The 16,945-nt window shown below is 65.2% G+C and carries 17 protein-coding genes; 5 read left to right on the top strand and 12 right to left on the bottom strand.

Annotated elements, in window-relative coordinates; all coding sequences use genetic code 11:
• Positions 1-163: 163 nt before the first annotated feature.
• From NG900_RS13270 to NG900_RS13260, 3 genes are all read left to right on the top strand, one after another.
• Positions 164-1,468 carry an MFS family transporter gene (locus NG900_RS13270; RefSeq protein WP_252680992.1) on the top strand — a complete coding sequence of 435 codons (1,305 nt, stop codon included), beginning with the start codon at positions 164-166 and terminating at the stop codon, positions 1,466-1,468.
• A 191-nt stretch (positions 1,469-1,659) separates the two neighbouring features.
• Positions 1,660-2,319 carry a carbonic anhydrase gene (locus NG900_RS13265; protein ID WP_252680990.1) on the top strand — a complete coding sequence of 220 codons (660 nt, stop codon included), beginning with the start codon at positions 1,660-1,662 and terminating at the stop codon, positions 2,317-2,319.
• 146 nt (positions 2,320-2,465) lie between these two features.
• Entirely contained in the window at positions 2,466-3,002 is a 537-nt protein-coding gene (locus NG900_RS13260) for a chalcone isomerase family protein (RefSeq protein WP_252680988.1), read from the top strand.
• An 11-nt stretch (positions 3,003-3,013) separates the two neighbouring features.
• Here the strand turns inward: NG900_RS13260 and NG900_RS13255 are convergent, their stop codons facing one another.
• Entirely contained in the window at positions 3,014-3,646 is a 633-nt protein-coding gene (locus NG900_RS13255) for a lipocalin family protein (protein ID WP_252680986.1), read from the bottom strand.
• On the opposite strand from NG900_RS13255, the gene NG900_RS13250 reads away from it, so the two are divergent.
• Positions 3,635-4,183 carry a DUF2878 domain-containing protein gene (locus tag NG900_RS13250; RefSeq protein ID WP_252680983.1) on the top strand — a complete coding sequence of 183 codons (549 nt, stop codon included), beginning with the start codon at positions 3,635-3,637 and terminating at the stop codon, positions 4,181-4,183. The two genes, NG900_RS13255 and NG900_RS13250, sit on opposite strands and share 12 nt — an antisense overlap.
• 6 nt (positions 4,184-4,189) lie before the next feature.
• Here the strand turns inward: NG900_RS13250 and NG900_RS13245 are convergent, their stop codons facing one another.
• The 10 genes from NG900_RS13245 to NG900_RS13200 form a co-directional block, all read right to left on the bottom strand.
• Complete coding sequence (locus NG900_RS13245; RefSeq protein WP_252680980.1) at positions 4,190-5,290, bottom strand: SAM-dependent methyltransferase; 1,101 nt, start codon at positions 5,288-5,290, stop codon at positions 4,190-4,192.
• A 25-nt stretch (positions 5,291-5,315) separates the two neighbouring features.
• A complete protein-coding gene (locus NG900_RS13240; RefSeq protein ID WP_420804157.1) occupies positions 5,316-6,092 on the bottom strand; it encodes a DUF1295 domain-containing protein in 777 nt (258 codons plus the stop codon).
• 2 nt (positions 6,093-6,094) lie between these two features.
• Positions 6,095-7,294, bottom strand: a complete 1,200-nt coding sequence (locus NG900_RS13235; RefSeq protein WP_252680976.1) for an SAM-dependent methyltransferase — start codon at positions 7,292-7,294, stop codon at positions 6,095-6,097.
• A complete protein-coding gene (locus NG900_RS13230) occupies positions 7,291-8,061 on the bottom strand; it encodes a DUF1365 domain-containing protein (RefSeq protein WP_252680974.1) in 771 nt (256 codons plus the stop codon). Before NG900_RS13230 ends, NG900_RS13235 begins: the two co-directional genes overlap by 4 nt.
• Positions 8,058-9,353: an NAD(P)/FAD-dependent oxidoreductase gene (locus NG900_RS13225; RefSeq protein WP_252680972.1), complete on the bottom strand. Its 1,296-nt coding sequence runs from the start codon at positions 9,351-9,353 to the stop codon at positions 8,058-8,060. The genes NG900_RS13230 and NG900_RS13225 overlap by 4 nt, the downstream gene beginning before the upstream one ends.
• Before the next feature lie 28 nt (positions 9,354-9,381).
• A complete protein-coding gene (folE, locus tag NG900_RS13220) occupies positions 9,382-10,110 on the bottom strand; it encodes a GTP cyclohydrolase I (RefSeq protein ID WP_252680969.1) in 729 nt (242 codons plus the stop codon).
• A gap of 78 nt (positions 10,111-10,188) precedes the next feature.
• Positions 10,189-11,163, bottom strand: a complete 975-nt coding sequence (locus NG900_RS13215) for a MerR family transcriptional regulator (protein ID WP_252680966.1) — start codon at positions 11,161-11,163, stop codon at positions 10,189-10,191.
• A 220-nt stretch (positions 11,164-11,383) separates the two neighbouring features.
• Positions 11,384-12,019, bottom strand: coding sequence for a flavin reductase family protein (locus NG900_RS13210; protein WP_252680963.1), 636 nt, complete (start codon positions 12,017-12,019; stop codon positions 11,384-11,386).
• Positions 12,020-12,044: 25 nt separating this feature from the next.
• Entirely contained in the window at positions 12,045-12,794 is a 750-nt protein-coding gene (locus NG900_RS13205; RefSeq protein ID WP_420804150.1) for a GntR family transcriptional regulator, read from the bottom strand.
• 10 nt (positions 12,795-12,804) lie between these two features.
• Complete coding sequence (locus NG900_RS13200) at positions 12,805-13,791, bottom strand: polysaccharide deacetylase family protein (protein WP_252680960.1); 987 nt, start codon at positions 13,789-13,791, stop codon at positions 12,805-12,807.
• A gap of 358 nt (positions 13,792-14,149) precedes the next feature.
• Here NG900_RS13200 and NG900_RS13195 point away from each other — a divergent pair, with 358 nt between their 5' ends.
• Positions 14,150-15,706: a gamma-glutamyltransferase family protein gene (locus NG900_RS13195; RefSeq protein ID WP_252680958.1), complete on the top strand. Its 1,557-nt coding sequence runs from the start codon at positions 14,150-14,152 to the stop codon at positions 15,704-15,706.
• 95 nt (positions 15,707-15,801) lie between these two features.
• On the opposite strand, the gene NG900_RS13190 is transcribed toward NG900_RS13195, so the two are convergent.
• Positions 15,802-16,515 (bottom strand): GntR family transcriptional regulator, encoded by a 714-nt coding sequence (locus tag NG900_RS13190; protein WP_252680955.1) that lies wholly within the window; start codon positions 16,513-16,515, stop codon positions 15,802-15,804.
• Positions 16,516-16,945 lie beyond the last annotated feature (430 nt).

Below are 16,945 nucleotides of genomic sequence, written 5' to 3'. Positions count from 1 at the left end.
CGTACCCGTTTCTGCGTAGCGTTGGCACATCGATGCCCACCCACGCAATGACACGCCGGCACACATCGGGGCAATTCCGGGGCGCGACAATTCACCTCATGTCGCTACAATTCTGGGGGTCAGCCCAGGCTGCTCACAGAACAACCACACCGAGGCGCCCCTCATGAACTCCACCGCCACCGCGCACGCAGTTGACCCGCACGACACACGCCGACGCATCTTTGCCATCGTCGGCGCATCGTCGGGCAACCTTGTCGAATGGTTTGATTTCTACGTCTACGCGTTCTGCTCGCTGTACTTTGCGTCCGCGTTCTTCCCGAGCGGCAACCCGACGGTGCAGCTCATGAATACGGCCGGCGTGTTTGCCGCGGGCTTTCTGATGCGGCCGATTGGCGGCTGGCTGTTCGGCCGCATTGCCGACAAGCGCGGGCGCCGCACGGCGATGATGATCTCGGTGCTGATGATGTGCGGCGGCTCGCTGCTCATCGCCGTGGTGCCGACGTACGCGCAGATCGGCGCGCTGGCTCCGTTCCTGCTGCTGGTGGCGCGCCTGTTCCAGGGCCTGTCGGTGGGCGGTGAGTACGGCACCAGCGCCACCTACATGAGCGAGGTGGCGCTCAAGGGCCGGCGCGGCTTCTTCGCGTCGTTCCAATACGTCACGCTGATCGGCGGCCAGTTGTGCGCGCTGCTGGTGCTGGTGATCCTGCAGCAGCTGCTGACCACGGCCGAGCTCAAGGCCTGGGGCTGGCGCATCCCGTTCGTGGTGGGCGCGATGACGGCGGTGATTGCGCTGTACCTGCGCCGCGCGCTGCCGGAAACACAAACCACCGCGTCGGCCAAGGCCGAACACGCGGGCACGATCCGCGGCGCCTGGCAGCACAAGGGCGCGTTCCTGCGCGTGATCGGCTTTACCGCCGGCGGCTCGCTGATCTTCTACACGTTCACGACGTACATGCAGAAGTACCTCGTCAACACGGCGCACATGGAGACCAAGACCGCCTCCAACGTGATGACGGCCGCGCTGTTCGTCTACATGGTGCTGCAGCCTGTGTTTGGCGCGCTGTCCGACCGCATCGGCCGGCGCAATTCGATGCTGCTGTTCGGCGTCTCGACGGTCGTGGGCACGGTACCGCTCATGCACGCGCTGGCCACGGTGTCGAGCCCGGTTGCCGCGTTTGGCCTGATCACGTTGGCGTTGTGTGGCGTGAGCTTCTATACCTCCATCAGCGGCCTGATCAAGGCGGAGATGTTCCCGCCCGAAGTGCGCGCGATGGGCGTGGGCCTGTCGTATGCGATTGCCAATGCGGTGTTCGGCGGCTCGGCCGAATACGTGGCGCTGTGGTTCAAGAATGCCGGCAGCGAGCCGACGTTCTACTGGTATGTCACCGCGCTGTGCGCCGTCTCGTTGATCGTGACGTACTTCATGCCCGACCCGAGCAAGGAAGGGTATCTGCGCCACGAGCCGTGAGCGTCGGCTAAAACCTGGCACGCTCGCCTGCGGCCGGCGTGCTGAACGCCGTCTCAGCACACAAGGCCGCCGCATGTGCGGCGATCACCGGTTTCCGGATTGCCGTGTCTCCGCGATAATGGCGGCCGTGCGGCGCGGAGACACTCCCCCATCGTCTCTGCGCCCGGCATTGGCATCAGGAGGACACCACCATGCGCGACATCATCGACGGTTTTCTGCGCTTTCAACGCGACATCTATCCGCAGCGGGTCGAGCTGTTCAAGCAACTCGCGACATCACAAAACCCCAAGGCGCTGTTCGTCACCTGCTCGGACAGCCGTGTCGTCCCGGAGCTGCTGACACAGCGGGAGCCGGGTGAACTGTTCGTGATCCGCAACGCGGGCAACATCGTGCCGTCGTACGGCCCCGAGCCCGGCGGCGTGTCGGCCACGGTCGAATACGCGGTGGCTGTACTGGGCGTGCAGGACATCGTGATCTGCGGCCACTCCGACTGCGGCGCGATGGGCGCCATCTCGCGCTGCACCTGTCTCGACCATCTGCCGGCCGTGGCCAACTGGCTGCGCCATTCCGACTCCGCAAAGGTGATCAACGCCGCGCATGAGTTCGACTCGCCCCGCGCCAAGCTGGACGGCCTGGTTCGCGAAAACGTGATCGCGCAATTGGCAAACCTGCGCACCCATCCGTCGGTGGCGTTGGCGCTTGAACAGGGGCGCATGAACCTGCACGGCTGGGTGTATGACATCGAAACCGGCAGCATCGACGCGCTCGATGGGGCGACGCGCCAGTTTGTCTCGCTGGCCGATTCACCGGCCACCGTGGCGGTCACGTCGCGGAACTTGCGGCAGGTGTGACACCACTCACTGACCGGCGCGATTTGCGCCGGTTTTTTTTTGCGCGTCATGCGTCGGATTTGCGTCAGAAAAACACCGTGCAGGCGTCTGCGTGCAGGGCGGCGCGTCAGTAGACTTTGGGAGTCAGCCGTCCACCGCCCGGCCCCATGCCTGCCAAACGCCTTCATGCCGCGCAAGCCCTTGCGCTCATTGCGTGTTCCGCCATCAGCTGTTGTACCTGGGCGGACTGCCGCGACACGCTGACAGCGGCGCAGCTTTCCGGCAAGGGCGCGTTGTGCCTCTTCGGGTTCTGTCTGTACGACGCGCAATTGTGGAGCGCCAAGGTTCCGTTCAGCTACGACGCGCCCTTCGCGCTGGAAGTCACGTATCGACGCTCCGTGGATCGCACCCGACTCATCCAGACCGCCATTGAGGAAATACGTCGGCTACAGGCGCCTACGCCTTCCGATGCAACCCTCGCGCAGTGGGCACGGGCGATGTCGCCCGCCTTTCCCGACGTCAAATCCGGCGACACGTTGTGCGGTGTCTATCTGCCCGATCGCGGCGCGCGCTTTTACGCCAATGGGCAATTGACGACCGAGGTGGACGACCCCGCCTTCGCACGCGCGTTCTTCGATATCTGGTTGGCACCCGGCACCCGGGCGCCGTCACTGCGCCGTGATCTCCTGGGCGGGCCACGTTGATGCACGCAGCGCTAGTTGCCGTCTCCCGGCGACTGGAAGCCTGGTTGTCCGAGCTGGCTGGGAAACTGCGGCACGCGCCGGAACCGCGAGGTGTCGTAGCCCATGGCTTCGAAGCGGCCGAGTGCTGCACGGTAGTCAGCATCGCTCATATCGGGGTCGCGCGAGAACACCCAGCCGAGGCTTTTGTCGGGATAGCCCAACAGGGTCACGCGGTAGTCCGGGTCGACATACAGCGTAAGTTGCGAGACGTAGATTGGCCAGAACAAGCGCACCCGCCACTCGCCACCGCCGCTGCCTGCCACCACCGAATCCACGAACTGCATCCGCTTGAGGGGCGCGTCGAAACGCTCGGGCCGGTAGACGTAAGCATCGTCGATACGGCCGTCGGGCCGCAGCGACCACTCGGCATAGCTGCCGACATTGCCACGCTCGCCAAAGTACGGAATGTTGGCAATCACGTACCAGCGCCCCATGTAGCGCTGCAGGTCCACCGGCACTGTCTGCAGCGGCACGGCAGCCCGCGGGTTGGGATTCGGCGGCGGGCCGGAGCAAGCCGCTGTGGCGGCAACCAGCCCGGCCACTGCCAGACACCGCGCCCAGCGTGACAGGGCGCGCAAACCGTGGCCCCTTCCATGCGCTCTCATCGTGCCCTCCTGTATGCGTTGGCCGGACAAGCCGGCTGGTTTGTGTGCGTGCTGAGCGCGGCGCGCGATGCTGCCTGGGTAGGTATCGTCTTCGTCGCCATGCAGCTGGCTTGTCATCTGTGGCTGGTCCGTCGGCCGCATCCAGAGTTGCGGCTTGTGCTTGCAGTCGTCGCCGCTGCAGCGGTGTGGGAGACGCTGCTGATCCGCGCCGGACTGATCGCCTATCCGCATGGCGCCCTGTGGCCCGGGTTCGTGCCACCGTGGCTGCTCGCGCTGTGGGTGTTGTTCGCGATCCAATTGAATGTCCTCTTCCGCTGGCTGCGCGGTCGGTGGGGGTTGGCGATGACACTCGGTGCGATTGCCGGCCCGCTATCGTTTCGCGCAGGTGCGGCGCTCGGTGCCGCGCATCTGCCGCATCCGACGCTGACGATGGGCATACTGGCCATCGGCTGGGCGCTGTGGATGCCCACCCTGGTGTGGATGAGCGCGCGCAGCGACGGAATCGACGCCCCGCCATCAGCGCCATCAGCGCCATAAGCGCCGCTAGCGCTTGACGAACCGGTAATGCGCCACGCCCCACTCGTTGCCGTTGGCATAGCCAAACAAGGTCGACACGGCCAGGTAGAACATGCGCCACCGCTGAAACCACACGGTGGCTTCGCGCGCGCCGTAGGTTTGCACGAACACCGGCATCAGTCGGCTGCGCGCGGCGTCAAGGTTGGCCAGCCAATGGTCAGCCGTGCGCGCATAGTGCGCGCCGCTGACCCACCATTGCTGGGTCACCTGCAGATCGTCCTGGAAGTGCAACAGCAGCGCCTCCGAGGGCATGGTCCCGCCCGTGAAGAAGTACTTCGACATCCAATCCGTGCCGTCCTGCACCTGGAAGTGATACGCCAGCGTCCGGTGCGCAAAAATGTGGACGAACAGCGCGGCATCGGGGCGCATCCACCGCGCAATCTTGGCGAGCAGCAGGCCATAGTTCTTCATGTGTTCGAACATCTCGATCGACACAACGCGGTCGAAGCGCCCATCCTCGGGCATCTCCGCAAACTCGAAGTCGACGATGTTTCCGGTATGCACGCTCAGGTTGGTCAGGCCACGCTCTGCGGCGCGTGCCTCGATCCAGCGACGCTGGCCCTGCGAATTCGAGAGCGCCACGATGCGCGCATTGGGATAGCGCTTGGCCATCCACAGCGAGAGCGAACCCCAACCGCAGCCCAAATCGAGAATGCATTGGCCATCGGCCAGGCCGGCCCGTTCGGCGTAGCAGGCGAACATGACCTCTTCGGCCTGCGCCAGCGTTTCCGTGCCGGTGGGATACAGCGCGCACGAGTACTTCAGTTGGGGGCCGAGATGGGCCTCGAAAAATGCCGGCGGCAATTCATAGTGCTGGGTATTGGCGGTGTCCGTCTCGATCGCGATAGGGCTGGCGCGCAAGTCGTCGAGCAACGCATTGAAGCGCTCTGAGCGCAGCTCACCGTTGTCGATGCCCTCGTCGCGCAGGCGCTGGCGCATCAGGCTGCGCATGCCGGCACGGACGAGCCCATCCGGCAACCACCCGCGCTCGCAGCATTGAATCAGCCAACCGCCGCGCGGCGAGACAGGCTCGGTTGCGGGCATCGTGGGCGTGGATAACGCAGTCATGTGGAGTCTCCTCAAACTGTGCAGATCAGTGGCGCGGGGGCCAGGGGATCAGGATGCTGGTGGTGCGTGCGTATTCGGCGTAGTCGCTGCGCGTGGCGCGCATGTGGTCTTCCAGCATGGGGATACCGGAGACCTTCACCAGCAGCCACGCCATTACCACCGGCGGCAGCAGCGTGAGCCATGCCCACGGTGCCCCCACCGCCAGCGGCACATAGGCCAGCCAATGCAAACACTCGAAGAAATAATTGGGATGCCGCGAATAGCGCCACAGCCCGGTCCGGCAGGTCTTTCCATGGTTGGCAGGCTCCGCTGCAAACCGGCGCAGTTGCCGATCGGCCAGCGCCTCCCCGCCCACGGACACCAGCCACAGCGCGACGGCTGCTGCCATCGCGAGAATGCTCGGCGCATCGGGCCGATAGCTCGGCACCGCAAACGCAATCGACAGCAGCATCGATACCGCCGCCTGCAACTGGAAGAAACCAAACATGTTGCGCGATGCCGCCGCACCCCATTCCTGGCGCAGTTTTCGGTAGCGCGCATCTTCCGGCTTGCCGGCATTGCGACGCCACAGGTGCCAGCCGAGGCGACATCCCCACACGGCACCACCCACACCGACCAGCACGCGGGCGTATGCCGAACCGTTGCCCAACCACGCATAGATCAGTGCCACCAGGCCGAGCGAAAACGCCCACACCGGGTCGACCATGCCGGCGTTTTCATGGGTCAACTGCCATGCCCACACGGCACTGAACACCGCGACCAGCACCAACAACGCAACGAGAGCGACAGTCCATACCGACATGGTCATCCCCGCTCCAGCAGAAACTGCGACACGCCAATCCGCCCTTCATCGAAGCCGGCTTCGCAATAGGCGAAGTACAGGCGCCAGATGCGGATGAACGGTTCATCAAAGCCTAGGGCGCGCACGGCATCCAGCCGGGCCTCGAAACGCTGGCTCCAGCGGCGCAGTGTCTCTGCGTAATCGCGGCCGAAGTCCAGGCGGTCCACCACCCGTAGGCCATGTTGCTCGGCCAGGCGGATAAAGCGCTCGCGGCTGGGCAGCATGCCACCGGGGAAGATGAACTGCTGGATGAAATCCGTGCCCGCGCGATAGCGCTCGAAGTGCGCCTCGTCAATGGTGATGCTCTGTACGAGCGCGCGGCCGCCATGGCGCAGGCAGCGCGTCAGCGTCTTGAAGTACGTCGGCCAGTACGCTTCGCCCACCGCCTCGAACATCTCGATGGACGCGATGGCGTCGTACGCGGTATCGAGGTCGCGATAGTCACGCAGCTCCACCTGGGCGCGTGGCTCGCCTGCCAGGCGTGCGGCCGTGTAACGACGTTGCTCTTCCGACAGGGTGATGCCGTGTACCCGCGCGCCGCGTGCGCATGCCATGTCCATCAGGCCGCCCCAGCCGCAGCCGATTTCCAGCACGTCCATGCCGGGCCCGACCCTGAGCAGATCGCACGCGCGCCGATACTTGGCGGCCTGCGCATCGGCCAAACCATCCCGGAGACGCCCGTTGAACCACGCGGACGAATAGGCCATGCCCTCGTCCAGCCAGAGCCGATAGAAATCGTTGCCGAGGTCGTAGTGCAAATGGATATTGCGCCGACTGCCTTTGCGGCTGTTCCGGCGCAGCAGATGCCGCAGGCGCAGAACAGAACGCGCCAGCGCATTCCCGAAAATCGCCTGCTCCAGCGTGGCCGCGTTCAGGATGGCAAGACGCAGCAGGTGGGTGAGATTGCTGGTCTCGACCCATCCGTCGCGATAGGCCTCGGCAAAGCCCACATCGCCACTGCGCAGGATGCGCGCACAGGCGCGCCAATCGACGATGCGCAACTCCGCAGACAGCGGTGAGGCCGCATCGCCGATCTGCACTTCACCATCCGGCGTAACCAGGTGCAGCAAGCCGTGACGCATGCGGGCGGCCAGGGCCAGAAACAGGCGGCCAGCGGCGGGAACGTGGGGCGGTACCCACGCCAGGGAATGCGTGGCAGTCATCGAGGTGGCTCCAGAGAAGACGATGGGTTGCGCGGGCGGCGGCCAAAGAACGGCACCCCCTTGATCCACAGGCGAAGTGCCTGCCAATGAATGCGGCCGATGACCTGCAGCGCCAGCAACGGCTGCCGCAGCAATGCGCGGCGCAGGTGGGCGGCATCGAACGGCTGCAGCCGTCCGCCGATGGCGGTGCGTAGCAGCAGGCCATCACGGTCGAGGTAATCGATGCGCACCAGCGCGGTTGCCGAAGTCTCGGTAAAGCGGAACTGATAGCCGCCCTCCACCGTGCAGAACGGCGACACATGCAGCTGCTTGCGGCAGGTCAGCACCGTATGGGCATCAATGGGGCCGCCGCCTTGGGCACAGAGCAGGTAGCGATGGTGCTGCCCGAAGGTGTTGTTGACCTCGGCCAGTACCGCGCGCAACGCGCCGGCCGCGTCGTGGCAGTACCAGAACGAAACGGGATTGAACATCCAGCCGCCCACGCGCGGGAACGTCTGCAGCCACACCTCGCCATCGGCAGGCAAGCCCGCGTCGCGCAATACACCGCGTATCCAGGCGAGCAGATCTGAGCCGTCACGCGGGCCGTAGTCACGCGTGCGCAGTGACAACGGCCGCAGGCAGTCCACGCCAAACCACATGCCCGTCAGCCGGCCGAGCGCCGAGAGCTTCACGCGCACGGCAAACACCGGATAGACAAAGCGATGGGCCACCGGCCGCAGACGGCGATGCATGACCTGCCCGACCAACAACTGTGCGTCGTCGCTCATGGCGCCACCTGTGCCCAGGGTGGGGCGCAGCCGAAGTCAGCCGCCACGCGCAGCGCCGACTTCAGCCCGTCTTCATGAAACCCGTAGCCGGTCCATGCTCCGGCAAACCAGGTGCCGCTGCGGCCTTGGAGCGCCGGCAGGCGAGCCTGCGCGTCGATGGCCGGTTGATCGAATACGGGATGCTCATAGGCGAAGCGCTGATACTCCAACTCCGCCGCGGGTGGCGCCGGCGGATTCAGCGTCACCACCACGGGCGTCGATACGGGCAGCGGTTGCAGCTGATTCAGCAGATAGCTGACGCACGGTGCGCCACCGGTTGCGCCCGTGTGCGCGGCATCGAGGTAATTCCACGCCGACCACACGCGCCGCCGACGCGGCAGCAGTCGGGTATCGCGGTGCAGGAAGGCGGTGTTGGGCTGATAGCGGAACGCGCCCAGCACGGCGCGCTCATCGTCCGTTGCATCGTCGAGCAAACGCAGCGTTTGCGGTGCGTGCGTGGCGAGCACCACGGCGTCGTAGCGCTCGCTGCCGGCATCGGTCCGCACGTCGACATGGCTGCCCGCGCGCCGGATGCCGCGTACCGGCGTGGCGACACGCACGTCCACCAGCCGGTGTGCGATGGCTTGCACATAGCTGCGCGCGCCCCCTTTGACCGTGCGCCAGCGCGGACGGTCGAAGATCTGCAGCAAGCCGTGGTTGAGGCAAAACCGCAGGAACGTTTCCGCCGGAAATGACAGGATGTCTCGGCTCGGCGTCGACCAGATCGCCGCCGCCATCGGCAACAGGTAGTGCGCACAGAACGGTTCGCCATAGCCGCCGGCATCCAGCAGCGCACCGAGGCTGTGCCGCGCGTCGCGAGCCGCCGCCAGGTGCGAGTGCGCCTGCCGGTTGAAGCGCAGGATGTCGCTCAACATCGAGAGGAACCGCGCCGACACCAGGTTGCGCGGCTGCGCAAACACCGTGCCCAGACTGGTGCCGGCCCACTCCAGCGCCCCACCGCCCACCGACACGCTGAACGACATGTCGCTCTCGCAATGCGCCACGCCCAGCTCGTCAAACAGCGCGATCAAGTTGGGATACGTGCGCGTGTTGAAAACGAGAAAGCCCGTATCGACGCCGAAGACCTGGCCACCCTCTTCGATATCGACCGTATTGGTATGCCCGCCAAGCCGGGGCGCCGCCTCGAACAGCGTCACGGCGTGGCGCTTGCCGAGGAAGTGCGCCGCTGCCAGCCCCGAGATGCCGGAGCCGACCACTGCGATGCGTTTTGCGGGAGCGTGGAGTGTGTTCAAGGCGAGGCCTCTTCGGGTCGTTGATCGCTCATTCGCCTTTGCGGCCCGGAAGCAGTGCAAGAAATTCGCGCCGCAAGCTCGGATCGGTCAGGAACACCCCACGCATGACGCTGCTCACCATGCGCGACGCGTCATCCTTCGTGCCGCGCCAGTGCATGCAGTAGTGCTCCGCTTCCAGCACGACCGCCAGGCCGTCGGGCGCCATCCGGTCTTCCAGCAGATCGGCAATCTGCTTGATGGCCTCTTCCTGGATCTGCGGGCGGCTCATGACCCAGTCAATCAGGCGCGCGTACTTGGACAGCCCGATCAATTGCGAGTCTTTGCTGGGCATGACGCCCACCCACGCCCGGCCCATGACCGGACACAGATGGTGCGAGCACGCGCTGCGCACCCGCAGCGGCCCCACCACCATCAGTTCATTAAGGCGTTCCACATTCGGGAACGCCGTCACCTCGGGTGCCGGGACATAGCGCCCCGCGAACACCTCCCGGACGAACATCTTGGCCACACGGCGGGCCGTTTCCCGACTGTTATGGTCTTGCTCCACATCGATGACGAGCGCGCGCAGCACGGCCTGCAGGCGCTCTTCGACTTCGGCCTGGAGCAGATCAAGTTCGCCATCGCGCAGGTAGGCGGCGATGTTGTCGTTGGCGTGAAAGCGGTGGCCAGCGCTCATCAACCGCTCCCGAATCCGGACAGAAAGCGGCACGCTGCCAACCGCCCCGGAAAATCCGGGCGGGTCCAAGGTGAGCTTCATGGAAGATGTCTCCGAAAGTCAGCGGTGCACGCACCGCCCATGTCGGCTCAGGGGAGTTCCTGAGCGACGTATACGCAGCTAACTGGCGGGTGGATGCAGCGTCTCGGCGCGAATTGCGAATTCCATTGCGTCTTCGAGCATCAGGCGGGCACGGTTGGCGACATCGCCAAGATGCCGGTGAAGTTGCTCATCCAGCGTGGAGCGCACCGCGCAGCCATCGCTGAACCGCTCGAATGCATCCAGTTGCCGGATGAGATCCACAAGGTGGCGCGGACATTCGCAGGCAATCGTCTGCGATGCGTTGGCAAAGATCTCCAGCTGGCGATCGGTAAACCGGCGCGCATTGCGCCGCAGCGGTTCAAGCTTTCCGTAGACGGCATCGACGCGCACAATCTGCGTCAACTCATGCAGGACCTGATCCAGCTCGCTGTGCGCGTTGGGCTCCCGATATAGCCGCACGCCCGCCGCGCGCAGCATGTCGGTGGCGCGCACCGTGCCAAAGCTGTAGATGACGCCGATGGCGCTGGTACCGGCGCTGCGCGCTGCTGCCAGGATGGCCTGCGCCGTTTCGGGTTGCAGGGAAGCGGCTTCGACAATCAACACGTCGGTGCCCGCCGGCAGCGCCACGGAGGGCTGTCCGTCAATTGCCGGTAACTCAGTGACCGGCTCGATGCCGAGCGACGCCAGCGTGCTCCTTCTACGGCGTACGCGCTCTGCCAGCAGCGGGCCGCAGACGGCAAGCGAGATCGCAGCGTGTAACACAGGCGGGCTTGGCGCTTCGGCGGCCGGCGACGTCTCAAGCAGTTGCTCAAGCTCGGCGCTGTCGACGTGTGCGATGGCGCCAATGGCATGCCCGCGATTCACCAGAGACCTCAGCAGCGTCAGCCGCTTGACGTCTTCACGGGAGTACAGGCGCTGGCCCGACTCCGATTTGGTCGGCGAAATCACGCCATAGCGCTGCTCCCACACGCGCAGCGTTGAGACGGGCATCCTGGCCATGCGGGCGGCCGTGCCACTTCGATACCGGGGGGCTGCGTTGTCTTCGTGTTGCACATGCGTCTCCATGCAAGCGCTCGTTGGCTTACATGAAACGCTGCGTGCGCGATAACGTCAACGGAATGTCGTGGTTTCGGCCGCTTTTGACGTGGGTTGAATCGGAATTGAGTCGGTTTCTGGACGAATGGGACCGAACGTGTGTGCTGACCCACCGCATTGCAGCTGGCGGATATTTCTTCTGTGAGCCCCTCCACATAAAAAGTGACCGGGCTTCACTTCACATCTCATCAATCGCCGTCGACGCTGTGATGGCGCCGGCCGTCCGTTCCAATGAAAAGCGATCGCGCGTCGTCACGTAAAAGCTGGCGCCAAAACGCCCGACGGGGAAATACGCCTGCAACCGCACGCGCCAGCGTTCGGTGTCGATCAGGCCGTCGCGTGCATGCAGGTGCAGCACCCGGCCGATGAAGATATGGCGGCTGGGAGTTTCCAGCGTTTCCCATAGCCGGCACTCGAAGGCGACCGGCGCCTCGGCAATCCGCGCCGGCGCAACCTGCCTGCTGGGTGCGGGCGTCAGGCCGACATGCGCCAGTTCGCTGATGTCCGGGGGCAGCCGCTCGCCGCAACGGTGCATCTTTTCCGCCATGTCCTCGTCGCACAGATGCGCCACGAACTCGCCGGTGCGCAGGATGTTGGCGGCCGTGTCTTTGAGCGCGCCCTCGGTGAGACGGTTGATGCTGACCATCACGATCGGCGGGTCTTCACCGAGCATGTTGAACATCGAGAACGGCGCGGCATTGACAGTGCCGTCAGCGCCGAGCGTGGTGACCAGCGCGATGGGGCGCGGCACGATCAGGCTGGCCATGAGCTTGTAGCGCTGGTATTCGGTCAGGGTATCGAAGTCGACTTCCATGGGCGGTCTGCCGGTTAAACGTCGCTCAACGCTCGGATAAGCCCAGCATCTGGGCCAAGCTTTTTTCGCCCAGCGTGGGTGAAGCCTGGACGCGCTGCTCCAGTTCGCGCAGGTGTGCTTCCATGTGTGCGATGGCACCGGCGGCGTCTTGCGCCTCGATGCATCCGACGATGGCCGTGTGCTCGTCGTGCTCACACGGCGCATGGCCCGGCGGCTCATACATCGCAACAATCAGCGAGCAGCGCGACACCAGTTCGGTCAGATAGCGCTGCAGGATCGGATTGCGCGCCAGTGCGGCGATCTGCAAATGGAAGCCGCTGGCCAGACGCGCCCACGACGGCTGATCGAAGCGGTGCATGGCGTCATGCTCGTCTTCCAACTGTCGACGCAGCGCCTGCAGATCCGCCGCCGTCGTGCGTTCGACGGCCAACTCCACCAGCACACGCTCCAACGCGCGGCGCGCCTCGAAAATCTGGCGGATGTCTTCCGGGGTTGGCTCTGCGATGACAGCGCCCTTGTTCGGGCGCAACACCACGATGCCCTCGAAGGCGAGCTTCTCCAGCGCCCGGCGCACCACGGCACGGCCCACGCCAAACAACTGGCAGAGTTCGGGCTCCGGCAGCTTGGTCCCCGGCACGAGCCGGTGCTTGAGCACGCCATCGGAAATCGCCTCGCAGATGCGTTGATAGCCGCCTTGCGCATCGAGCTCGGCCGCAGCCGAATGCGCCGGGGCGTGCGGGGCCGCTTTCCTGGCCGTCTTGGTTGATGTGTTCACAGCGGAAGCCTCACCGTGTGCAAGGTTCGAGATCGAGCGGCGCCAGCAACTCCATCGCGTCGCAGATTGCGCCTGGCGTTGTCAGCCAGATATCACCCTGTGCGCGGCGTGCGGCAATGTGGGCCAGCGCGCGGCGCAGGTGGCGCAGCCGATACGGCTGGCCCATCAGGTAGGGATGCAGCGCAATGCCCATCACCAGTGGCTGGGGATGCCGAGGGTGGTTCGCCTGCGCCAGCATCTCGTCGAACTGGTCGATGATCATGTCGGCGAATGCCGTGCCGTCCAACTGGCGCGCAATGATCATCGGAATATCGTTGACCTCCTGCGGATAGGGAATCGCCCACAGCGGTCCGGAGCGTGTGTCCATGCGCACCGGCCGGTCGTCATGGCACCAGTTCAGCGTGTAGCGATAGCCCGTTTCGACCATCAGGTCGGGCGTGACGGGCGTCTCGGAAATCCAGGGCGACAACCACCCTGCCGGCGCCTTGCCGCAGTGCGTGCGGATCCGGTCGCTGCAATGCTTGAGCAGGGCGCGCTCCCCGGCCTCATCCAGATCGCTCTGCCGGCAGGCGTTGGTATGGCCATGGCCGATCAGTTCGTCGCCGCGCGCCAGGCAGGCGTCCAGTACGTCGGGGCAGTGGTCGTACAGCGCCGTATTCAGCAGCACACCGGCGGGCATGTTCATGTCGCTAAACAGCTCCAGGCAGCGCCATGCGCCCACGCGGTTGCCGTACTCGCGCCAGCTGTAGTTCAGCACGTCGGGCTGGGGCGAGGCGGGGCCGAGGTTGGCACCCAGCCCTTCCCCGAACGCGAAGTGCTCCAGGTTGAAGCCGAGGTAGACCGCCAGCCGCGCACCGTTGGGCCAGCGGTAGTGGTCCACATCCGTGATTGGCCGATAGGGAAAGCGCCCATGTGTGCGCAGTGCACCGAAGCCCGGGCCGGGCAGCGTGGCAGCGTCAACGTGTGCCGCTGCCCGCAGACTGGGATTGCCTGTCATGAACGACGACCTTTCTCCAGGTGGATGGGTTGATCTGCCAAAGCCGCGGAACCATTGCAGTGTCGGTTCGCGCCGCTTTGGGTCATCGCGCACCGTCTTCGTGCGGCAGATGGCGCCTCAGATCGTGCGCGCCATCTGCGCCGGATCGTGTGCAAAAACCGAGCCACCTCGTCTGCATATGGATCCGCAGGTCGTTCGCAGATTGCGCGCCAATGCGTCAGCGTATTGGCACGGCCCTTGCACACCGAAGCGCCGTACCCCATGCAAGACCCGACACGGGAGCCGGCCCATCTTGACGGACGTTGAGCAACCTCTCACCCCCACCCTTGCCCCCACCCTCGCCCGCGCGCAAGCAGGCATGGTGACCAGCCCGCATGCACTTGCCAGTCAGGCGGGGCTGGAGATCCTGCACGCGGGCGGCAACGCCATCGATGCCGCCATTGCCATGAGCGCGACGCTGGCCGTCACGTATCCGCATTTCACGGGCTTGGGCGGCGATGCGTTCTGGGTCCTGTGCGACGGCGCGGGGCACGTGAGCACGCTGTCCGGCATCGGCCAGGCTGCGGTGCAGCTGCCTGCGCATACCGGAGCGATCCCCGTGCGCGGCCCCGGCTCGGCGCTGACCACGGCAGCCACCGTCGACACCTGGTCCCGCGCGCACGCCATCAGCCGTGATGCGTGGGGTGGCCGACACAGTTGGAGCGCGCTCTTGCAGCGTGCCATCGAGCACGCGCACGAGGGCTTTGCGGTGACCGCATCCCAGCAGTTCTGGCAGACGTTTCGCGCCGCCGAGTTGCGTGACTGGCCTGGCTTCGCACAGACCTTCATGCCCAACGGCGCGATTCCGGCAGCGGGGACGCACCTGCGCCAACCCGCGCTTGGCCGCAGCCTCGAACGCATTGCCAGCTTGGGCGCGCGTGAATTCTATGAAGGCGATCTGGCGGCGCAGATCATCGCCGGCCTGCGCGCTGCGGGGTCACCGTTGACGTTGGCCGATCTCGCACGCACGGCGGCGCGGGAAGAGGCCCCCGTGCGCGTCCCGTATCGGGGTGGTGAATTGCTCAGCCTGGCACCGCCTACGCAGGGTGTGACCACGCTGCAGATCATGGGCATTCTTGAGCGATTCGATGTCGCTTCGATCCGTGAAGGCAGCGCGGAGTACTACCACCTGCTGGTCGAAGCCGTGAAGCAGGCTTTCATCGAGCGCAACACGCATGTGGCCGACCCCGACTTCGTCGACGTACCCGTCGAGAGGTTGCTCTCGGCAGCGCGGCTCGACACGCTGGCAACGCGGATCCACCCGCACCGCGCCCTGCCCTGGCCGCACACGTATCAACACGGGGACACCGTCTACCTGGCCGCCGTCGACCGCGAAGGCCGCTGCGCGAGCGTGCTGCAGACCCTCTATTTCGATTGGGGCAGCGGCGTGATCGCGGGCGATACCGGCATCCTCTGGCACAACCGCGGCGCGGCCTTCAGCACAGACCCGTTGCACCACAACGCGATCCGTCCGGGCAAACGGCCGTTCCATACGTTGAATCCCGGCATGTACCTGCGCAATGGAAAACCCCGGCTCCTGTACGGCACGCAAGGGGCGGATGGCCAACCACAAACGCTGGCCACCGTGCTGACACGGCTGATCGATTACGGCATGGACCCGCTCGCGGCGCTTTCGGGGCCGAGGTTTCTGCTCGGCCGCACGTTCTCCGACGCGCACGACACGCTCAAGCTCGAAAGCGATGTGGGTGCGGAAGTCATGGCCGAGTTGTCTGCCCGGGGGCATGAAGTCAGCCCGATCCCGGCCATGAGCCCACTCGCGGGTCATGCTGGCGTGATCGCCCTGTCGGCAGACGGCGCGGAATATGTCGCCGCGCACGATCCGCGCAGCGATGGCGTTGCTTTGGGGTTGGACTAAGCGCCGCTGACACAACCCAGCGACGCGGTCCTGAGGCGCAGCGACGCCACGAGGGTTTTGCCAGCAGCGCTAAAGCGGCCGGAATGCGCAGGCCTTCAGACCTTGACCCGATGAAACAGCTTACCGAAATCGACCACATCGACCTGCTTGGGCTCCAGATGCAGCGCGGCAATGTACTCGCCAAGGTGCTCGGCCATCAGTTGGGCGGCGCGCTCACCGTCACGCCGCTCGATCGCATCGAGGATGGCCTGATGCTCCTCGTGCCCGCAACTGGCGCGCGTGGGCGACTCATACAGGCCGATCAACAGCGACGTGCGCGCCACCAGCGTACGCAGCATCGTGGTGATGATCGGGTTGCCGTTCGCCTCGGCCAGCTGGATATGGAAATCGCCCGAGAGACGAATCCAGTCGCGCCAGTTGCCCGACGCACGGCAATCATGCTCGGCGGCGACCATCGCGCGCAGCGCAGCAAGTTGGTCCGCTGTTGCATGGCGCGCCAGCTCGCGAACCGAGCCGGTTTCAAGAATCAAGCGAGCGCCAAAGACTTGACGCGCTTCCGCCGCATCGTGCACGGCAATCGTTGCGCCCCGGTTGGGCTGCAGCTCGACCACGCCCTCGTGCGCCAGCTTCACCAGCACACGGCGCAGCATGCCGCGGGTAATACCGAACGCCTTGCACAACTGCGCTTCTACCAGGCGCGTGCCAGGTGGAAGCTTCTGCTCCAGGATGGCGTCGTACACGGCATCGGAGACGCGCGCGTCGATCTCGGCGTTGTTACGGCGTCGGGTCACGGTGGTGGATTCTGGCATGCCGCCATTCTAGTCGAGACCCGCACGCGATGGCATTGTGCACACTTTTGTTGCCACACGTGTACGCACTGGTGCAAGTGCGCACGGCTTTCGGTCGGCGCAATACGGAACAAGCTGCCTTTTCGCACCGCTAGCGTGCAAATTCCCCGCTTTTACCCTGGCACGATTACTGCAGCGCAATATTCGCGATTGTGCACAATCAATGTTGGTTCTGTGCGCAACCGTTCGAGGTATGGACACCTGATACGTGCCTGCCTGCGCCAATCCAAATCGGGGAGAACCACCGTAATGCACACCGCAACCAAGCTGGGCGCCTCTGCCCTGATGCTCGGGCTATCCGGCGTCGCTGCCGCGCAATCGAGCGTCACGCTCTCGGGCGTCATCGATACCGGCGTCAGTTGGACCAACCATGCCGGCAACGGCTCGCAGA

The organism is Ralstonia soli, from assembly GCF_023955655.1.
Lineage (GTDB): Bacteria > Pseudomonadota > Gammaproteobacteria > Burkholderiales > Burkholderiaceae > Ralstonia > Ralstonia soli.
The sequence above is the reverse complement of the archived record's forward strand: the minus strand, read 5'-3'. Positions and strand labels throughout refer to the sequence as shown.